Below are 18940 nucleotides of genomic sequence, written 5' to 3' on the forward strand. Positions count from 1 at the left end.
AATGCTCAGAGACTTGGCCTCTGTTTGCAAAAAGCGAACCGTGGCATTCACCGCGGTTCGCGTTCACAAAATCAGCCCCGCCGCAGCGAATCACTCCACTGCAGCAACAACGTCATCCTTGAGCAGGATCTGGCCATTTTCCACCACGATGCGGATCACGCCACCAGGCACGGGTGCTTCGGCAGCGGCCAGCAGGCGCAGGCTCAACTCAGTCAGCACCAGGCGGTTGAGCAATGCATCGATGATGCGGCCACCGCTTTCCACCTGATTGCAGCGGGCACGCAGCTCGGCCAGCACGGCGTCGTCCCACTCCAGCCGCAGTTGGTGGCGTGCCTGCAGGCGGTCGGCAATGCGGCGCAGTTTCAGCGATACCAGTTGCTGCAACACCGCGTCGGACAGCGGGTAGTACGGCACCACGTTCATGCGGCCAAGGAAGGCGGCAGGGAAGACCTGGCGCAGCGGCTCGCGCAGTTCCTGCGCCAGCACGGCCGGTGGCGGGGCCAGATCAGGGTCTGAACACAGCTGGATCAGGTGCTCGCTGCCCACGTTGGAGGTGAGCAGGATCAGCGTGTTGCGGAAGTCGATATAGCGGCCTTCGCCATCTTCCATCCAGCCCTTGTCGAACACCTGAAAGAACAGTTCGTGCACGTCCGGGTGGGCTTTCTCGATTTCATCCAGCAGCACCACGCTGTACGGGCGGCGGCGCACCGCTTCGGTGAGCACCCCGCCTTCGCCATAACCCACATAGCCGGGTGGCGCGCCCTTGAGCGTGGAAACGGTATGCGCTTCCTGATATTCGCTCATGTTCACGCTGATCAGGTTTTCTTCCCCGCCGTACAGCAGCTCGGCCAGCGCCAGCGCGGTTTCGGTCTTGCCCACGCCGGACGGGCCCACCAGCATGAACACGCCGGTCGGCTTTACCGGGTCTTCCAGCCCGGCACGGGCGATCTGCACCTGGCGGCTGATTTCCTGCAACGCATGGTCCTGCCCGACCACGCGGCGGGCCAGATCTTGCGGCAGTTGCAGGATGGCGTTGGTTTCATCACGCACCATGCGGCCCACCGGGATGCCGGTCCAGTCAGATACCACGGCGGCAACGGCGGCGGCGTCCACGCACGGATGCACCAGCTTGTCTTCACGTTGCAGCGCGTTCAGCTTCTGTTGCAGCGCGATATACGCTTCGCGCGGTGCGGTATCGTCCTTGTTGTCACGGATGGCCTGGCCCAGGTCAACCAGCTCTTGCACCAGTTCTTTTTCGGCTTGCCAGCGCCCGGTCATTTCCAGCGCGGCAGCTTCGTCGGTATCGATGCTGCTGCGCAATGCGGCAATACGCTCGGCGTGATCGAGGCCGTGTTTCTGTTCTTCTTCCAGCATCACCAGCGTATCGCTGGCGCGGCTGATGCCGGCGTGCAGGCGCTCGAGCGCGGCGGGCTGCTGCGATTGGCTGACCGCCACGCGCGAGCAAGCGGTATCGAGCAGGCTGACCGCCTTGTCCGGCAACTGGCGTGCCGGGATATAACGGTGCGAGAGCTTGACCGCGGCTTCCACTGCTTCGTCCAGCAGGAACACGCGATGGTGGCGTTGCAGGTGCGCGGCAACCGAGCGCAGCATGCCGGTGGCCTTGGTTTCGTCCGGCTCGTGCACCTGCACCACCTGGAAGCGGCGGGTCAGCGCCGGGTCTTTCTCGATGTAGCGCTTGTATTCGCTCCACGTGGTGGCCGCCACCGTGCGCAGCTCGCCGCGCGCCAACGCAGGCTTGAGCAGGTTGGCTGCATCGCCGGTACCGCTGGCGCCACCGGCACCGATCAGCGTGTGCGCTTCGTCGATGAACAAGATGATGGGCACTTCGGATGCGTGCACTTCGTTGATGATCTGCTTGAGGCGGCTTTCGAACTCGCCTTTCACGCCAGCACCGGCCTGCATCATGCCGATATCCAGCGCCAGCAGGCGCACATTGCGCAATGGCTCGGGCACGCTGCCTTCCACGATGCGCTGCGCCAGCCCTTCCACCACTGCAGTCTTGCCCACGCCAGCTTCGCCGGTCAGCAGCGGGTTGTTCTGGCGGCGGCGGATCAGGATATCGATCATCTGGCGGATTTCATCTTCACGACCGGTCACCGGGTCCATCTTGCCCGAGCGGGCCTGCTCGGTCAGATCAGTGGTGTAGCGCTTGAGCGCATCGCCACGGCTGCCCGGCATGCCACCCTGCCCCCCTTCGGCTGCATCGCCAGCCGGTGCAGCCTCGGTCACTTCATTGCTTTCCGGTGAGCCGGCCAGGATGCTGCCCCAGCGTTCGGTCAATGCATCGACATCCAGCTTGCGCAACTCGCTGCTGATGCGGAACAGATCAGTGCGCATGGTAGCGTCGGACAGGATGGCAACGGTCAAATGGGCGCCACGGATACGCGCCGCACCATATTTGAGCGATGCGTACATCCACGCTTTTTCGACCGCGTGCTCCAGCTCACCGGAGAAATCGACGCCGGATGCGTTCTGCGGCAACCTGCCCATCAGTGCAGTGAAGTCGGCCGACAGCTTGCCCAGATCCACATCAAAGGCCTTGGCGATCTGATGCAGATCAGACCCGCTCAGCTGCAACAACTGATTCAGCCAGTGCGCCACTTCCACGCGCGGGTTACCGCGATAGCGGGCATAGAGCGTTGCGCTTTCCAGTGCCTCGAATAGCGTGCGATCCAACTTCTCAAACAAGGCTGTGCGGCTGATGTCGGCCATCAATGATCTCCGGTGGTACATGCTAAAATAGGGTTCAGATCGCAAAGCTCAGGGCTTTGCCCCAGGATTGGTTCAATTCAATGTTTATTCAGCTGATTACTCAGAATGCTGCGGGCAGCGCAGCAAAAAGCGTGGCACTGGGCGATGCCCAGATCACCATCGGCAGCGCGGCCAGCTGCACGCTGGCCATTCCCGATACCGGCGCCATTTCGCCTGTTCATGCGGTCATCGTGCCGCATGCATCGGGCTGGCAGATCCGTGACCAGGGTGATCTGCTGCCGGTCTTGATCAACCAGCGTGCCCTGGGTGCCGGCGAGACACATGTGTTGCGCATCGGTGACTACGTCAAGATCGGCGCGTCCATCCTGCAAGTCGTCGCGGAAGTGTCCGCAGACAGCCTGATCGCCCCGTCGGGTGCGCCCGCAAGCAGCCCCCAGGCAACGCCGGCGCTGCAACCCGTTTCGCTGGTTCAGCAGCAACCTGCCACCCAATATGCCACGCGCATTGCCGCAGAGCGGCTGGCTGAGCTGGGCACGCATCGCGGTCCCAGCATCGATCCGCTGGCCATGTTCGGCAGCAGCCAGGCAGGCAGCGCCAACGCACCGGCAGGCAAACCGGCCAGCAGCAGTGATCTGGACAGCATGTTCGGCCTGGCCGCCAGCACACAGCAGCGGCCTGCAACCATGCCGGTCAACAACAACCTGGATCCGCTGGCTTTGCTGGGCGGCCCCAGCAACCCGCCGGCCGGGCCGGCTTCGGTGCCGGAACAACGCCAGCAGGCCGCTTCCGCCATCAATATTCCGCGTGCCAGAAGCAGCGACGAAGATGCGCTCGACGCGCTGTTCCGTCCACCGGGCAAGTAAGGCTGCGGCGCCGGCCGGCGCGGCCACATGCAAACCCTGCAATGTCATGGGCGATGAACCATGTTCGCCCCGTGCAGGGTCTGCCGGCTGACGTCGGCATCCCGCGCCCAGGTATCAAAGCTCAGTCGCGCACCCTGCCCCAGCCGCAACTGCCGGGCGGGTGCAGCCTGTGCAATCAGCCGTACTTCCCAGCGGTATTCAACGCCCACCCAGTTATTGACGAGCGCAGTGAGCGCCTGCATGGCAAAACCGCCGGGGGAAAACAGCTCGTACTGCACGCGATCCAGCGGCCCCAGCTCGATAGAAAACCCGTACTGCACATCGGGTACGCGCGCCCCCAGCACCACGCTTTGCGCCAGACCGGCATTGTTGCGGCCCAGGCAGGATGTTTGGTCGGGCTCAAGCGCGATGTAACCGCGCACGTGTTCGTGTACCACCACATCAACCTGGAACAGCGCATGCAGCAATGACTGCAATGCGCATGCGCTGCGTACCGACCGGGAAAAGAAGCCGCTATACAGCAGCTTGAATGAATCGCTGACCGCATCGCGCCCGGCCAGCGCGGCGCTGCCGTAGCCACACAAGCTCCCCAGCATGTTGCTGAACGGCCCACGCTCGGGGCGATCAAAACTGATCACCGGCTGGCTGTCTGCCCACGCACGGTAAAACAGGCTGTGCAAACGCTGATGGAATACGTCGGCAAACGCGACCAGACCATCATCCTGATGGTTGTGCAGCTGATCCCATGCCGCTTCGGTCATGTGCAGCTGCAGTGGCCCGTTTGGCCCGTACACACCAAAGCCTGCCGAGCGGATCATCGGCTTTTCACCCGCACCCGTGCGTACCTCGGCCACCTCGCTGGCGGCGAAGATCAGCGCAGGCGTTTGCGACAGGCGTACAGCCTCCTGTTGCGGGCGCTGCGCGCGGCCCAGCCGCGGCAAGCCGGGCGACGCGGCATCCACCAGCCGCAGCAGCGCAAAATAATCCTGGCGGGCTGCGTTCTCGGACAGCGGCGCCAGAACGTTCAGATCAACCCTTTCCGTCCCAGTTGCGCTGGCCATGTCTTGATGTCCTTTCTCCCCAGACCGTGCAGGGTGGTTTCAACAAAGCTGTTCAGATTGGCGTGCTGGCTCAGGTAGTTCTTGAGCACCAACCCCAGCAAGAAAGCGCTGCCACCGGCAAACGGCATTTCATCAAAAGTCAGCGCCACGTTGACGCCGCGCGCAAACACGATGGGGCCCCCTCCGGGGTAAGGCCGCGTCACCAGCCGGCTGTGCACCTGTTGCAGCGCGTTTGCGTGCACGGCATTGCGTCCCCCTACCAGCAGCGCATGCAGCGACAGCAATTCCTTCAACGCGGCCGCCGCCGCGCCATCTGCCTGATCGTGCAGATACAGGTAATTGAGCGACAGCAGGTTGATCAGCCGCCATGGCGTCTCTCCCTCGGTGACGGCAGGCGTGGGCTCGGTGGGGCCGGTAATGAAACGGATGCCATCCACCGGGGCCGAATCAGTCATGGCCAGATCGTGGCTGCTGCCTTTGGGGCACAGAATGGGCAGAGCGCCATTGGTGACAAGAATATCGCCACCGATCTGCGCGAGATCACTGCGGTACGGTACGTTGTCGCGATCCACCAGCGAGACGAACACGTCCGAATAACGGTAGTTGCCCAGCTGCGCCTGCGCACCCGACAGGCCGTGGATGAGCCGTGGCGAACGGCGGATGGAGAACATGGCGCGCGATGGCGCCCATTCGCGCGAATCCGCAGGGGCGAACAGCGGCGAGAAACGCGTGAAATCGTTGGCATCCGCAGCGTAGCCTTCCAGCGCCAGCACATCATAGACTTCGTAATTGAGCGGGCGGCGGCGATCGGGCACCACATGGTATTCAGAAGCCATCTGGTTCACCAGGATGCGGTCCGTGCGCCGCTGGAACAGGTTGACCACCGGTGTGGTGAACAGGGTCAGATTGTTCTGATCCACCGTACCGGCCAGTGATGCATCATTGGCCGACAGGTAAAAGGTGATGTTGACGCGGTTTTGCACCGCATGGCGGCGTATTGCGTCGGCAAACGCAACGCCACCCAGGCGGAAATAACGATAACGCTGCGGAAAAGCAAAGTACTCGTGCAGCAAGCGATAGCCGGAAAACGCCGCGGAGCCATGATCGAGCAGCGCTTCGTCATCTTCGAAACCGACCGTGCCCAGCGCCTGCAGGCCCAGCTCGGTGAATTTGCGCGGCTCGGGGCCATCCGGCGCGCCGATGCGGATGGCCACGCAATGGCCGAGTATCTGCTCAGCCAGGCGCCCGGCCACGTCTTCGGCGCCAGCCAGATAGAAATCAAGGCCATCCACGCGCATGCGCAACAGGTCGGCACCGGTTTGTGCTTCCAGCGTGACCTCGATCTTGGCATTGGCGGCAGGATGCGCGCTTTCCTGTGGCCGGCCTGGCAGATAGCGGCAAGCGGCAACGGACAGCGGCCAGATCTTGACCTCGTGCGCGGTTACGAATTCACAGTTGCCATCGATACCGGGTATCGATTGGCTAACCAGACGGGTGCCGCGCGCGATGGCATAACCATCCTGCAGGCCGGCGGCTGCGCGCGACGGGTTCATCGCCACGATCGCCATGGATGGCGTTGGGGCGCCCCAGTTGGGATAAGCGCAGCGCAGCAGTTGGCTGGTGAATTGCGGGAATGCGGCTTCCTGCTTGAGCTGGATACGCGCGGTCAGGAATGCAAACGCCTCGACCAGCCGCTCTACATACGGGTCGCTGATGCCTTCAAAATCGCCCAGCCGGCCGGCGATGTCGGGATATTGCTGGGCGAACTCGCGCCCGGTTTCCCGGACGTGCCGGAGCTCTTGGTTGTAAAGCTCCAGAAACCGCTGATTGACCATGACTTAGTACTCGGAAACCGAAAAGCGGCCGTTTTCTACATCCAGCTGTGTACGCAGCAGCAATTCGATCGGCACCGGGTTGGCCAGCACATAACCGGCAATCTGGAACGACAGCAACTGGTGGTGCGTATCGGCAATATTGTTCAACGGTACGACTTTGAGCGAAACCGGATCAATGCGCGGCTCGAAGCGCAAGATGGACTGGCGTATCCAGCGTTCGATCTGGCGCATGGTGTTCTGGCTGGTGGTCTGCCCGCTCAGGCAGGGGAAACCGTAACCGATCACCGATGTGCTGTATTCCTCGTCGCTGTCGGGTGCAACGTGATATGCCGAAATCGAATTCAGCAGGAATGACAGATCACGCATGATGCTGGCAAGCAAGCCCTTGCGGTCGGGCAGCCTGGCGCCGCCCCGGTTGCTGATGGCCGCCTGGGTGCCGGTAAGCCGATCGAATAGCGAAGGAAAATAAAAGTCTTCTCGTTTCATGTTTTCGCTAGATGGCAGAAGCAACTGCGGTTGTCCGCGGGGACATCAGCAAGGAAAATTCATAAAAATTGGGCAAGCCCTGAAAACGGCGCATCTGGAAATGATCGCTGCCTGCCCCACGCTCCCACCACACCGATTGCCCGGCGAACAGCCGCTCGAACGCGAGACTGCCCAGTTGCTGCGCCAGCGCGGTAATCGGCGGATCAGCCGGTATCTGCAGCGGCGCGCCTTGCGGGCGGTGCTGGTGCCATTCGGTGGCCAGGCGGCGCGCCTGCGCATCCAGCGCCATATTGAAATCATCCAGCCCCAACACATTGAGGCGCTCCAGCTCGCCGTCGATCTGCTGTGCATCCCAGCGCTGGCTGACGGCCTGCAGTGCAATGGCTTCAAGCTGATCAAACCACGTTGCCGAGTCGGCGTAAACGATCTGCTGCGTCCAGTCGCCGGAAAAACGCTGGCAGAACACGCACGGATAGCAGCGGCCTACGGCATCGATGCTGGGCGTCAGGATGCCGAGTATCGCCTGCTGGCCGGCAACACCGGGCGCAAGCAAAAAACGCCATTGTGGCGCTTGCAGGAACAGGCTTTGCCAATCCGCACCTGCGGTGCTGCGGTAGCTGGCAACCGAGGCTTCCATCCAGTCCGTCAGGCGTTCGAACAACGCGCCATCGACACGGCGAACCAGAAAATCCGGTGCTGCGGGTATTTTTCCAAACCAACCGATCACTGACTGTTCCTGCCCGTCGTCACAGATTGGTCGGGCATTTGAATTTGTCCAGCTCAGCCAGGCGGAACGGGCTCTGCACGGTAGAAGTGGTGACTTCGAACTTGACGTAACGATCCTGGATCTTGAACGCAACACGTACGGATTCGGGCCGTGAGGTCGGCTCGACAGTGGCCTTGTCCATGGCATGCCACAACGCCCAGTCGCCATCGAAGGTCAGGCCGCCCACGTCATTGCCGTTCAGGCCATTCATGGTCAGGCGGATCACGCCGGTGCCCTTGGGGCCGGGCCAGGTCATTTGCTGCGGCACGATGGCGCCGTGACGGTACTTGAGAATCTGGCCGTCGATATCGAGCACGGTTTGCGACAAGGCGGCATCCATTTCAACCGGCTTGATGGTAAAGCGCACCTGCGCCTGGTTGCCGCCCGGGAAGAACACATCGCGGATTACAGCTGCACGCTGAAAATCGGCCAGTGCGGCCGATTGGTTATTGTTGGCGCTGGCTGCACCCGGGCGAAAAGACCAGGGTTTGGTGGAAGTATCAACCTCTTGCGCCAGGCTTTTCTGAAAAAAAGCGTCAATGACCCCACCCGGGCTGAATACCCGGGCAAAGTCATCGCGGCGTACATCGCTGGGGCTGCTGCGGTTGAACGGATAGCGGTCTTTCACCACCTGCGTGCAGACATCCCCCACCGACGACTCCATCGCAGACGACAGGTTCTGCTTGGCAACGCCCTGCACATGACCAACGCTGGTATCCGACAAACCCTGCAGCATGCTGCCCAGTGGTTCCGGCATGCGGGCAGCCTCGGACTTCAGGCGTACCGGCAGATCGCTGGCGGGCAATGCGCCCTTGGATTGGGTCGCCGCATCTGCCGCAGACAGGTAGTTGTACAGATCACCCAGCAGCACGATGGTGCTTTCAATCGGCGCCTGAGCATTCGGTGCCGGCGGCGTCACCATGCGATGGATGCTGGTGAAACGGCTATCCACAATGTACTCGAGGCGGGTTTCTGTCTCTGCATTGCGGGTCTGGCGTGGCGCCATCAGGCGTTGCAGCTTGTCGCGCTGTGCCTGCACCGCGCTGGCGGTGGCCATTTCAACCAGCTTGCCGGCGGTACCCTGGGTTTCAGCCAGTGCGACCAGCGACGTTTCATGCGTGATGCCGCGCAGCAGGTACAGCAGCGGCGAATCCGGACCGGACAACACGCGCGTCACATGCACGCTTTGCTCCAGGCTGGCTTGCGGGGCAATGCGGATATCGTTGACGAGGCGCTCCCATGCGGCTGCGTACTCTTCCAGATACAGGCGTTTGACTGCATCGCGCACGCGCTTTTCTTCCTGCTCGGCGTTGACGAGTGTTTTTACTCCGCCGGCAGCCACCGGCTCGTCACGCAGTACCCAGCCCTCCTCCTGGTACATGTCTTTCAGTACCGGGTCGATGGCCGGCAGGAAAGCCTTGGAGTAGCCATCTGCGGTGAACAGGCCCGGCATGCCCTGGCTGAGTGGCGCGCCGCTGGCGCGTACGAACACCACGGCAGCCGATGGACCTGCCGCTTCGGTAATGCGGAACTCGGCAATCTGGTTACCCACACCCATGCGCTTGAGGCGGCCATAGATGCGGTTGGGCAGTGGCGAGCTGGCAAGCTGCGCACGCACTTCCGTGGTCAATGCCTTGTCGAGCGGAATGGGGCTTTGCACCGCACCGCGGGACAACAGCGTATCCAGGTGGATTTCCAACTGCTTGCGCTGTTCGATCGGAAAATCACGCGGCAGGTTGGCATCCCAATCGAGCATCACCCATGCCTTGAATGCATTGGCATTGAAACGCTCGGCCTCGTGCAGCATCAGATAAACCTTGAGCGTTTCGTACTGCATGTCCGGATCGGACTTGAACGAACGCAGCGCTTGTTCGAGACGACCATTGATTTGCGGGATGAACGTATCCTGCAACAGGCGGTAATACGCGTTGGACGATGCGGCGGTCAGCTTCTCGCCCTGGTACATGCCCATATTGCCCAGCCACAGGTCGGATTGCCCCGCTACCGGCGCAGGAATATCCCGCACTGCCTGCAAGGTGGGCAACAGATCGCCCAGCGACATTTCCTGGCCGACATTGATGCGCTCAACCTGGTCACGCACCTTGGGCACCCGTGCGGCTACCGCGTCCACGTAATCGTTGTTGTGGCGATAGCCAACGATCATCGAACCGGCTGCCAGCACCACCATCAGGCTCAGCAGCACATAACCGGCCGAGTGCAGCAGGGTACGCTTGCGGTGCCAGGACAGATTGCTGCCGGCCAAGTGTGCTTCGCCCAGCATCAGCTCACGGAACACCCGGGCCACGAAGAACGGACGGAACACCATCTGCTGCGCGCGCGCCAGCGTGAATGACTGGCGCAGGCCCAGCGGCGCAGCAACAGCTGGCAGCAGCGGATCCACCGGTGCACCTTCCTGCGCACCACTGGTGAAGTAAAAGCCACGGAACAGGATGCGCGACTGATACGGATTGGCGCTGAATGCCGCCTCGATGAAGTCGAGCAGCGGTTGTTGCAATGCCTGGAAGCTCTGCGGGAAGAAGCCCAGCAGGGTACGACGATCCAGATCGGTTTCGCGCTGCAGTTTTTGCAACAGCAGGCCCTGCAGGCGCTGGCTGAGTGCCGCCAGCTCGCCCTGCACGGTATTGAGGGCAACCGGGTCTTTGGCGGAAGCCGGGATGGGCAAGGTCACGCCCCACACCTGCTCGCGCTCTTCGGCACTCAGCGTTTCAAAGAATTCGCAGAAACCGGAAATCAGGTCGGCCTTGGTCACCACCAGATACACCGGCACTTCAAGGCCCAGCACGTGGCGCAGTTCCTGCACGCGGTTGCGGATGGCATTGGCCTGGATTTCCAGCTCGGACTTGCGGCCAGCCAGCAATGTATCGGCACTGACCGAGACCATGATGCCGTTGATCGGCTGGCGCGGGCGGCTCTTTTTCAGCAGCAGCAGGAATTCTTCCCACTCGGCCGAATCAGCCTGACGATCGCTTTCGTGCGTGCAATAGCGGCCTGCGGTATCGAGCAGTACCGCCTTGTCGGAAAACAGCCATTTGCAGTTGCGCGTACCACCCACGCCATCAACTGCGTCATCCTGCTTCTGATCACCCAGCGGAAACTTCAAACCGGAGTTGCGGAAAATGGTGCTTTTGCCGGTACCCGGTGCACCCACAATCACATACCAGGGCAGGCGATACAGATAGGTATCGCGATCCAGCGTACCCAGCGTGCGGGCAAACCAGCCGTGGCCTGCTTCGTCCTGGCGCACTTTGCGCAGGGTAAGCAGGGCTTCGGAGAAGCGGCGCTTGAGGACATCACCACGCTGGCGTTCATCACCCGTTTCGCCCTCTGCACCCAGCATGCCTTTTTGCAAGGCGGCATTGGCGCGGCGGGCGCGGCGCAATGCAAGCACCAGCGCGATCACGTAAATCAGTGCAACGACAGCGGTGAAGGTCACACGCACCCACAGCGGGGCGAACGGACGCCAGGAACCAATAGCCACCAACGGGCCGACAAACCAGACCAAGAGCGTAAGGCCGATCAGACCCAAGGCAACCAGGACCCAGCGATTGAGGATAAAGCGAAGAAACGTTTTCATCTAATGCGGCTCGGGATCGGGTTAGCGTGCAACGAACACGGTGATTTCCACGCGGCGGTTCTTGGCGCGGTTGGCGGGTTTGTCGTTCTTGACCACGGGTTCGGAATCAGAACGGCCTTCAACGGACAGACGCGTTGCTGGTACATCAACGGCGAGTACATCGCGTACCGATTGCGCGCGCGCCTGCGACAGATGCCAGTTGGACGGGAAGCGCAGGCTGCCGATCGGCTGGTCATCGGTATGACCGGTCACCAGCACCCTGCCCTGAATCTTCTTCACTTCCTCGCCCACACGGTGCAACACCGGCAAAGCGGCCGGAATCACATCCGCACTGCCCGACTCGAACAGGCCATCACCCAGGATGGTGACCACCGAGCGATCAGCGTAGTCAGCCACGCTGACCTGACCGGCAGCAATCTCGCGTTCCAGGAACTGTGCCAGCCGTGGCTGTGCCGCAGCCTTGGGCGCTGCCAGCGGTGCCGAACGCGCGCGGATGCTCTGGATCTCGCCGAACACCGGATCGGAATGCTGGTTGATGCGCAGCGACAGGAACAGATACATCACCACCAGCACAATCAGCATGGCCACCGCGGATACCCACAACGGAATGATCGCCAGCGGTTTGACCGCCTTGCCCGATACGCCTTGCCAGCGCTCGGACAGGTCATTGTTGCCCGCTTGCGGCGTGTACTGGCGCAGCAACTCCGCCAGCTGGTTGCGCAGCACATTCAGTTGCTGCTGGCCACCATCGATCACGCCAAAGCGGCCGGAAAACCCGTAGCTGAGGCAGACATACATCAGCTCAAGCAGATCACGCGTATCAGCCGGTGTTTCCTTCAGGCGATCGAGCAACTGGAAGAACTTCTCGCCCCCCCAGGTTTCGTTATGGAACTGCACCAGCAAGCTGCAAGAGCCCCAGCTCACGCCCCACTCGCAAGAGCAGATTACCTCGTCCAGAAAGGTACACAACACATAGCGCGCAGCAACCACGTGTTCGTGGCGTACACCCTTGCGGCGCATGGCATCCTCGAACTCCTTGATGCCTTGCACCAGGTAGCTCTGCAGCGCGGTCAGGTTTTGCGGACTGTCGCTGTGGCGCAATTGCATTGCCGCGTAGATCAGCGGGCTGGCGCTGGACAAGATGGGGTTCACACCACTACGCAGTGCCTCGACGGCTGCCGCATCGGCAGGGCCATAGGGCTGCGCCGTGCCGGGCTGCGCGGTACCTGACCCGATGAACTGATCCAGCGGGTGGTTGGATTCGGTTGCGATACTCAACGTACATACTCCTGTATCGGCCACGCAGTGCTTAGCTGCGTACGGCCCAAAGCTCTAGTTCCAAACCGGGGAAATCACCGGCGACGTGTAGGGCCAAACCGGCCGACTGCCCAAGCTGCTGCCAGAAATCGCCACCCTTTTCCAGTTCGAAGTAATTGAAGCCGGCATGGAAAGGGATCTGGTGCGGCACCACCGGCAGCGCAGAAATGCGCACGCCAGGCAGTTGCAGGCTGATCAGATCGCGAATCTTCTCGACCGGGCCAATCTTGATTTGCGATGGCAACAGGTTGCGCAGCACCTCGCTGGCCAGTTGCCCCTTGGCGGCCAGGATGAACTTGGCCTGATCGAACAAACCGTTGTCCGGAACAATGGCCACGCGTACGCCGTAGTTGCGCTCCTGCAGCTCGATAGCGATGGCACTTTGCTCGAACACCATCGACAACATGCGGCGCAGTTCGGCAATCAGCGGCGGGAAGCACGCTTCTGGCGCATCATGCTGGTAAAGCGGCACATCGGTGGCCAAGCGTGATTCGTTGGCAAAGATCGACAGGTCACCCAGCAAGGTCTGCCCCAAGCCGAAGAACAGCGACGGGTGACAGTTGCTGCGGACCACCATCTGCTCCAGTGCTGGCGAATAGCGGTTCAATGTTTGCAGCAACAGGAATTCAGCGATATCCGCCACGCTGCTCTTGGGGGCGCCCACGCGGGCGGCAACCGCCATCGCACGTTGCCGCACCAGCCCGGCCAGCTCTTTCAGCCAGGTTTCGATCAGCGGCGATGCGGTCACCGCCAGGGTCGGCGGCACGAAACTGCCATCGAGCGTGACGCGACCATCAGCCTGACACTCCACCACGCGGGCAACCGGCAAGGCCACCCACGCACCGGACAGCTCACGCGCCATCAACAGGCGCAGGTTCTGGCGCCCCAGCAAGGCATGCACCTTCAGCGCCGGATCAAGCGCGTCCACCAGCTCATGCCCTTCCGCCACATAGCGGGCAGCAACCGGCTCGCTACCGCTGGACAGATCGAATTGCGCACGCCCGACCAGTGCCATGGGCACGGCCAGGTAAACCAGTTCGTTGCGAGCATCCTGCGGCACGTCCAGTGGCGCGGGGGCCAGATCGTAGCCGGGCACGTCAAACACCGCACCATCGCGGAACAGGCCACGCGCCGCCAGCACGCCCAGTTTACCCATGCTGCACAGGGCGCTATCGAGCTTCAGCTCGGCAAAGCCCCAGTGCCATTCGCCGCCCAGTTGCACGTGGCGGATCAGCAAGGATTCAAAAAAACGTTCTTGCTGCTGAAAATGCTGCTGCTGCAAGAACAGCCCTTCACTCCAGACAACGCGATTACCGCTCATTTGCATGTTCCCAAAAGTGGTATCGCATTACTGGATGCTCGGCAGGCGGCTCAGTACCGCATCCTTGGCTTTGTCTTCGGCCATGCTCACAGCCTGATCTGCGGCACGGTCCGCTGCGCTCGCGGCATAAGCCTTGGCCTTGGCGATGGCCTTGTCGCTGGCGCCGGAAGCACCGGCCTGTGCCTTGTGCTTCACACGTGCACTTTCTTCCGCAACGTCAAGCAACGCCACATCGTCCGGCGAAGAAATCTGCAGCGTGGAATCCACCAGATCGATACGCAGCGCCATGGCCGGCTTGCGCTCCCACACCAGCGGAATCTTGATTGCGGTCACGTTCTCCACCTGACCATCAACACGCCATTTGGAACGGTCGACATCGCGGAACGCGGCAACGGCAGCAAAGTAGCGCGCCTCGGGCAGGATGGGGCGCTTCAGGCGCAGTGCCTCATCGGGGCGCACCAGCACCTCTTCGCTGCTGAGCAATTCAGGCCCCAGCGTCTCGGGGTGATCAACCAGCACAAAGTAATCTGCAGCCTGGAAAGCATTGAGTGATTTCAACTGGAACAGACGCACCACCACCGGCGAAGGGCGTGCATTCAGGTCAGGATTGATCTTGGGTTGCGCCAGCACCAGCGCATCAACCTCGGTCGGCTGCGCAGCGCAGCCGCTCAGCATGGCAACCATCACCAGCAGCGAGGCGGCAGCCCATCGTCCACCCCGGAAAAAAACAAAATCATACATTTTCGTATCTTTCTTAAGGTCTACAAAAGACCTTGGCTATTGACGTGGCGCGAATGCTAACTGGAGAATTACAGATCCACAACATCTAAAAAATCAATGCGTGCATTTTGTTTCCGTTCGGTAACAATGTGCAGACCAACGGTTGTTACAGCACCCTGTTTTCGGCAAGTATGCACCTAGCATCACCCTCTAAACCTCTAGAAGCAAACACTTAAATATCATGCAGTTAGACGCGCTACTCTCACCCGTATCAGAAGCCAATCCGACCGGGCCCAACCTGGAATATTCGCCTGACTTCATGGAAATCGAGGCGTCAGCTCAGGAGACGCCGGAGCAGCAGTTCGGTGATGTGATCATCGCGGCAACCCCGCCTGACTGGAACCGCATTGCTGAAAACTGTCAGCAGATATTCAGCAAGACCAAGGATCTGCGCGTTGCGGTGATCCTGTGTCGCGCGTTGGTTTTCAAACAGGGGCTGCTGGGTTTGCAACAAGGCTTGTCGCTGGTTGCCGGTCTGGTCGAACGCTATTGGGCGGACCTGCACCCCGAGCTGGAGGACGGCGACGCAACCTTTCGCATGAATGCGATCTCCTCGCTGGCTAGCCCGGATTTCTTACTGAAGGAATTGCGCCGCGCGGTGTTCTTCCACAGCAAGGGTGCGCAGCCGATCCGCGTCTTCGAGGTGGAGGCGCTATTCACGCCGGGTGCCAGTACCGAGCTCACCGAGGGCGAGCTGCATCTGCAGCTCAATAGCCAGCCAGAGGGCCTGGCCGCACTGCGCGAGCAGTTCGGCCACAGCCTGCAGGCAGTGGAACAGATCAAGGCTTGCCTGTCCGAGCAGGCGCCGGAACATCAGAACGCGCTGGAGCAACTGGCGCAGTTACTGATGCGTTTACAACACAAACTGCCGGATTCGGGCGCCGCCACTGAGCAACTGACAGACGGTGACATCGAAACATCCAGCGAGACAACAGATGTGATTGCCGTCACATCCACCCCGGGGGTCATACGCTCCAGGGCTGATGTGGAGCGGCAACTCGAGGCGATATGCAGCTATCTTGAGCGGGTTGAGCCGAGTAACCCCGCTCCGCTGCTGCTGCGCCGTGCGCAAAAAGTGCTGACGATGGACTTCATGGATATCATCCGTGAGCTGACACCAGACAGCGTTGGTCATATAGAAATGCTGGCTGGCATTAACCGCTAAACCGAAGCACCGAGTGAAGTAATCCAACAGAGGACCGCAAGATGGCAAGCAACAGCGCCCAGAAATTCATTGCCCGTAACCGGGCTCCACGTGTGCAGATCGAGTACGACGTAGAGGTTTACGGCTCGGAAAAGAAAATCCAGCTGCCGTTCATCATGGGCGTGCTGTCGGATCTGGCCGGCAAATCTGCAGAAGACCTGCCGCCGCTGTCAGAGCGCAAGTTCTTGGAAATCGACGTCGACAACTTCGACAACCGCATGCAGTCGATGCGCCCGCGTGCCGCGTTCCGCGTGGACAACGTCCTGACCAACGATGGCGAGCTGTCAGTGGATCTGACGTTCTCCAACATCAATGATTTCTCGCCGGCTGCCGCTGCCCAGCAGATCGAACCGCTGCGCAAGCTGCTGGATGCCCGTCAGCAACTGTCCAACCTGCTGACCTACATGGACGGCAAGAACGGCGCGGAAACGCTGATCGCCGATTTGCTGAGCGACCCAACCCTGCTGGCCACGCTGTCCGCCTCCGCCAAGCCGCAAGCCGCGGCAGGTGAAGCCCCCGGCGAAGGCTGAACCGGCACTGGCCGGTACGGCATTGGATAGTCATAGAGATCAAGGGACATCATGAGCAGCGAACTTCTTCTAGAGCAACCCGGCGCGGGTGCCACGCAAAACGAACAGGCTGATAACGCTTTTTATCAACTGTTGCAAAAGGAATTCCGCCCCAAATCCGACGAAGCGCGCAGCGCCGTCGAGAACGCGGTACGTACACTGGCCGAGCAGGCGCTGGGCCAGACCAGCCTGATCGGTAGCGATGCCATCCGCACCATCGAAGCGATGGTGGCGGAGCTGGACCGCAAACTGTCGGCACAGATGAACCTCATCATTCATCACCCGGATTACCAGGCACTGGAATCGGCGTGGCGCGGCCTGCATTACCTCGTGAACAACACCGAAACCGACGAAATGCTCAAGATCAAGGTGTTGAGCATTTCCAAGAGCGAGCTGCATCGCAACCTGCGCCGCTACAAGGGTACATCGTGGGATCAGAGCCCGTTCTTCAAGCGCATTTACGAAGAAGAATATGGCCAGTTCGGTGGTGAGCCGTTCGGCTGCCTGGTAGGCGACTACTACTTCGACCACACCCCGGTTGACGTTGAGCTGCTGCGTGAAATCGCCCGCACCGCTGCGGCCTCGCACTGCCCGTTCATCACCGGCGCCTCGCCTGCTTCCATGCAGATGGAATCGTGGCAAGAGCTGGCCAACCCGCGCGATCTGACCAAGATTTTCCAGACGCCGGAATACGCTGCCTGGCGCTCGCTGCGCGAATCGGAAGATGCGCGCTACCTGGGCCTGGCCATGCCACGCTTCCTGGCCCGGCTGCCATACGGTGTAAAAACCAACCCGGTGGACGAGTTCGATTTTGAAGAAGATACCGCCGGCGCCGCACACGAGCGCTACAGCTGGGCCAACTCGGCCTATGCCATGGCGGTCAACATCAACCGTTCGTTCAAGTACTACGGCTGGTGCACCCGCATCCGCGGTGTGGAATCGGGCGGCGCGGTAGAGAACCTGCCCAGCCATACCTTCCCGACCGACGATGGCGGCGTGGACATGAAGTGCCCGACCGAAATCGCCATTTCGGATCGCCGCGAAGCAGAGCTGGCCAAGAATGGCTTCATGCCGCTGCTGCATCGCAAGAACTCGGATCTGGCGGCATTCATCGGCGCGCAGTCGCTGCAAAAGCCGACCGAATACATGGATCCGGATGCAACCGCGAACGCCAATCTGGCTGCACGCCTGCCTTACCTGTTTGCGGTGTGCCGTTTTGCGCATTACCTCAAGTGCATCGTGCGTGACAAGATCGGCTCGTTTACCAGCCGCGATGAAATGCAGCGCTGGCTGAACGATTGGGTTCTGAATTATGTGGATGGTGATCCGCAAAATTCGTCCGAATCGGTCAAGGCTGAAAAACCGCTGGCATCCGCTGAAGTACAGGTTGAAGAAGTGGAAGGCAACCCAGGCTACTACTCGGCCAAGTTCTTCTTGCGTCCGCACTATCAGCTGGAAGGCTTGACCGTATCGTTGCGCCTGGTCTCCAAGCTGCCATCGGTCAAGAACGGGGGCAGCTGACACCAGGGGAAACATAACCAGTCCTGATGGTCATGAGGAATGCGGCGCAAGCTGCGTTCCTCAGCCCTGACCAGAACATCCGTTTATTCATTTCCGTTTCAAAAATGCTGCATTCCGCCGGGATGCCGCTTGGCAGTCTGCGCGCATCATGCCGGATGAATAACCATATCAGGATATGGTTAATTTAATTTCATGCACATTGGCCGCTGCTTTGACCAATTGCATTTTCAACCCGGAATCACATTAATGATTCCTATGTTTGATGTACCGCAGCAACGTCGCTGTACTTTAAAAGGAGCAGTAAATGGCAAGTGATATTTTCCTGAAGATTGACGGCATCGATGGCGAATCCAAAGATGACAAGCATGCCAATGAAATCGAAGTACATTCGGTTCAGTGGAACATGAGCCAGGGTGCTTCGATGCATGCCGGTACCGGTGGCGGCGCAGGCAAGGTCAGCATTGACGACCTGGTCATCACGCACGCAATCGACAAGTCCAGCCCGATCCTGATGCAGACCTGCATGAGCGGCAAACACATTGCCAAGGCTGTGCTGACCGTGCGTAAAGCAGGCGAAAAGCCGCTGGATTACTACAAGATCACCATGACAGACGTGATGATCTCCAGCGTTGCACCGGCTGGTGCAAACACCGGCAGCGGCTTGGTCGAAACCGTGGGCCTGGCATTCTCCAAGGTGAAGATCGAGTACCAACCGCAGGGTGCAGATGGTGCAGCCAGCGGCGGTGCCGTGGTTACCGAGTGGGACATCAAAGCCAACAAGAAGGTTTGATGCGTGCAACTGGTCCGGGCTTGCCCGGGCCAGTTTTTAATTGCGAATGAATGAACCGATCAATTTTGGGAATACCTGTTTTGCAAGCCTATCCTTTCC

General features: G+C 60.6%; 14 protein-coding genes. 5 read left to right on the forward strand and 9 right to left on the reverse strand.

Annotated features, from left to right (window positions below):
- Positions 1–90: 90 nt before the first annotated feature.
- Positions 91–2733, reverse strand: coding sequence for a type VI secretion system ATPase TssH (gene tssH / locus IGB42_RS17045; protein ID WP_159673896.1), 2643 nt, complete (start codon positions 2731–2733; stop codon positions 91–93).
- A gap of 80 nt (positions 2734–2813) precedes the next feature.
- Here tssH and IGB42_RS17050 point away from each other — a divergent pair, with 80 nt between their 5' ends.
- Entirely contained in the window at positions 2814–3596 is a 783-nt protein-coding gene (locus IGB42_RS17050) for an FHA domain-containing protein (protein WP_159673898.1), read from the forward strand.
- A 44-nt stretch (positions 3597–3640) separates the two neighbouring features.
- On the opposite strand, the gene tssG is transcribed toward IGB42_RS17050, so the two are convergent.
- The 8 genes from tssG to tssJ are packed head-to-tail and all read right to left on the reverse strand — an operon-like array spanning position 3641 to position 14718.
- Positions 3641–4657, reverse strand: coding sequence for a type VI secretion system baseplate subunit TssG (gene tssG, locus IGB42_RS17055; RefSeq protein ID WP_159673900.1), 1017 nt, complete (start codon positions 4655–4657; stop codon positions 3641–3643).
- A complete protein-coding gene (tssF, locus tag IGB42_RS17060; RefSeq protein WP_159673902.1) occupies positions 4621–6492 on the reverse strand; it encodes a type VI secretion system baseplate subunit TssF in 1872 nt (623 codons plus the stop codon). The genes tssG and tssF overlap by 37 nt, the downstream gene beginning before the upstream one ends.
- 3 nt (positions 6493–6495) lie before the next feature.
- Positions 6496–6978, reverse strand: coding sequence for a type VI secretion system baseplate subunit TssE (tssE, locus tag IGB42_RS17065; RefSeq protein WP_159673904.1), 483 nt, complete (start codon positions 6976–6978; stop codon positions 6496–6498).
- Between the two features lie 7 nt (positions 6979–6985).
- On the reverse strand, positions 6986–7705 hold the full coding sequence (gene tagF / locus IGB42_RS17070) for a type VI secretion system-associated protein TagF (RefSeq protein ID WP_159673906.1): 720 nt from the start codon (positions 7703–7705) through the stop codon (positions 6986–6988).
- Between the two features lie 19 nt (positions 7706–7724).
- Positions 7725–11339, reverse strand: coding sequence for a type VI secretion system membrane subunit TssM (gene tssM, locus IGB42_RS17075; RefSeq protein ID WP_159673908.1), 3615 nt, complete (start codon positions 11337–11339; stop codon positions 7725–7727).
- 21 nt (positions 11340–11360) lie between these two features.
- Positions 11361–12617, reverse strand: a complete 1257-nt coding sequence (tssL, locus tag IGB42_RS17080; RefSeq protein ID WP_159673910.1) for a type VI secretion system protein TssL, long form — start codon at positions 12615–12617, stop codon at positions 11361–11363.
- A 31-nt stretch (positions 12618–12648) separates the two neighbouring features.
- Positions 12649–13977, reverse strand: coding sequence for a type VI secretion system baseplate subunit TssK (tssK, locus tag IGB42_RS17085; RefSeq protein ID WP_159673912.1), 1329 nt, complete (start codon positions 13975–13977; stop codon positions 12649–12651).
- A gap of 27 nt (positions 13978–14004) precedes the next feature.
- A complete protein-coding gene (gene tssJ / locus IGB42_RS17090; RefSeq protein ID WP_159673914.1) occupies positions 14005–14718 on the reverse strand; it encodes a type VI secretion system lipoprotein TssJ in 714 nt (237 codons plus the stop codon).
- A 220-nt stretch (positions 14719–14938) separates the two neighbouring features.
- Between tssJ and tssA the strand changes: the two genes are divergently transcribed.
- The 4 genes from tssA to IGB42_RS17110 all read left to right on the forward strand — a co-directional run bounded on the left by tssA (position 14939) and on the right by IGB42_RS17110 (position 18841).
- Positions 14939–15922, forward strand: a complete 984-nt coding sequence (tssA, locus tag IGB42_RS17095; RefSeq protein ID WP_159673916.1) for a type VI secretion system protein TssA — start codon at positions 14939–14941, stop codon at positions 15920–15922.
- A gap of 41 nt (positions 15923–15963) precedes the next feature.
- Positions 15964–16491 (forward strand): type VI secretion system contractile sheath small subunit, encoded by a 528-nt coding sequence (gene tssB, locus IGB42_RS17100; RefSeq protein ID WP_159673918.1) that lies wholly within the window; start codon positions 15964–15966, stop codon positions 16489–16491.
- A 51-nt stretch (positions 16492–16542) separates the two neighbouring features.
- Entirely contained in the window at positions 16543–18051 is a 1509-nt protein-coding gene (gene tssC / locus IGB42_RS17105) for a type VI secretion system contractile sheath large subunit (RefSeq protein ID WP_159673920.1), read from the forward strand.
- A gap of 304 nt (positions 18052–18355) precedes the next feature.
- Entirely contained in the window at positions 18356–18841 is a 486-nt protein-coding gene (locus IGB42_RS17110; RefSeq protein WP_159673922.1) for a type VI secretion system tube protein Hcp, read from the forward strand.
- Positions 18842–18940: the final 99 nt, after the last annotated feature.

It is taken from the genome of Andreprevotia sp. IGB-42, from assembly GCF_009848685.1.
Classification (GTDB): Bacteria; Pseudomonadota; Gammaproteobacteria; order Burkholderiales; family Chitinibacteraceae; genus Andreprevotia.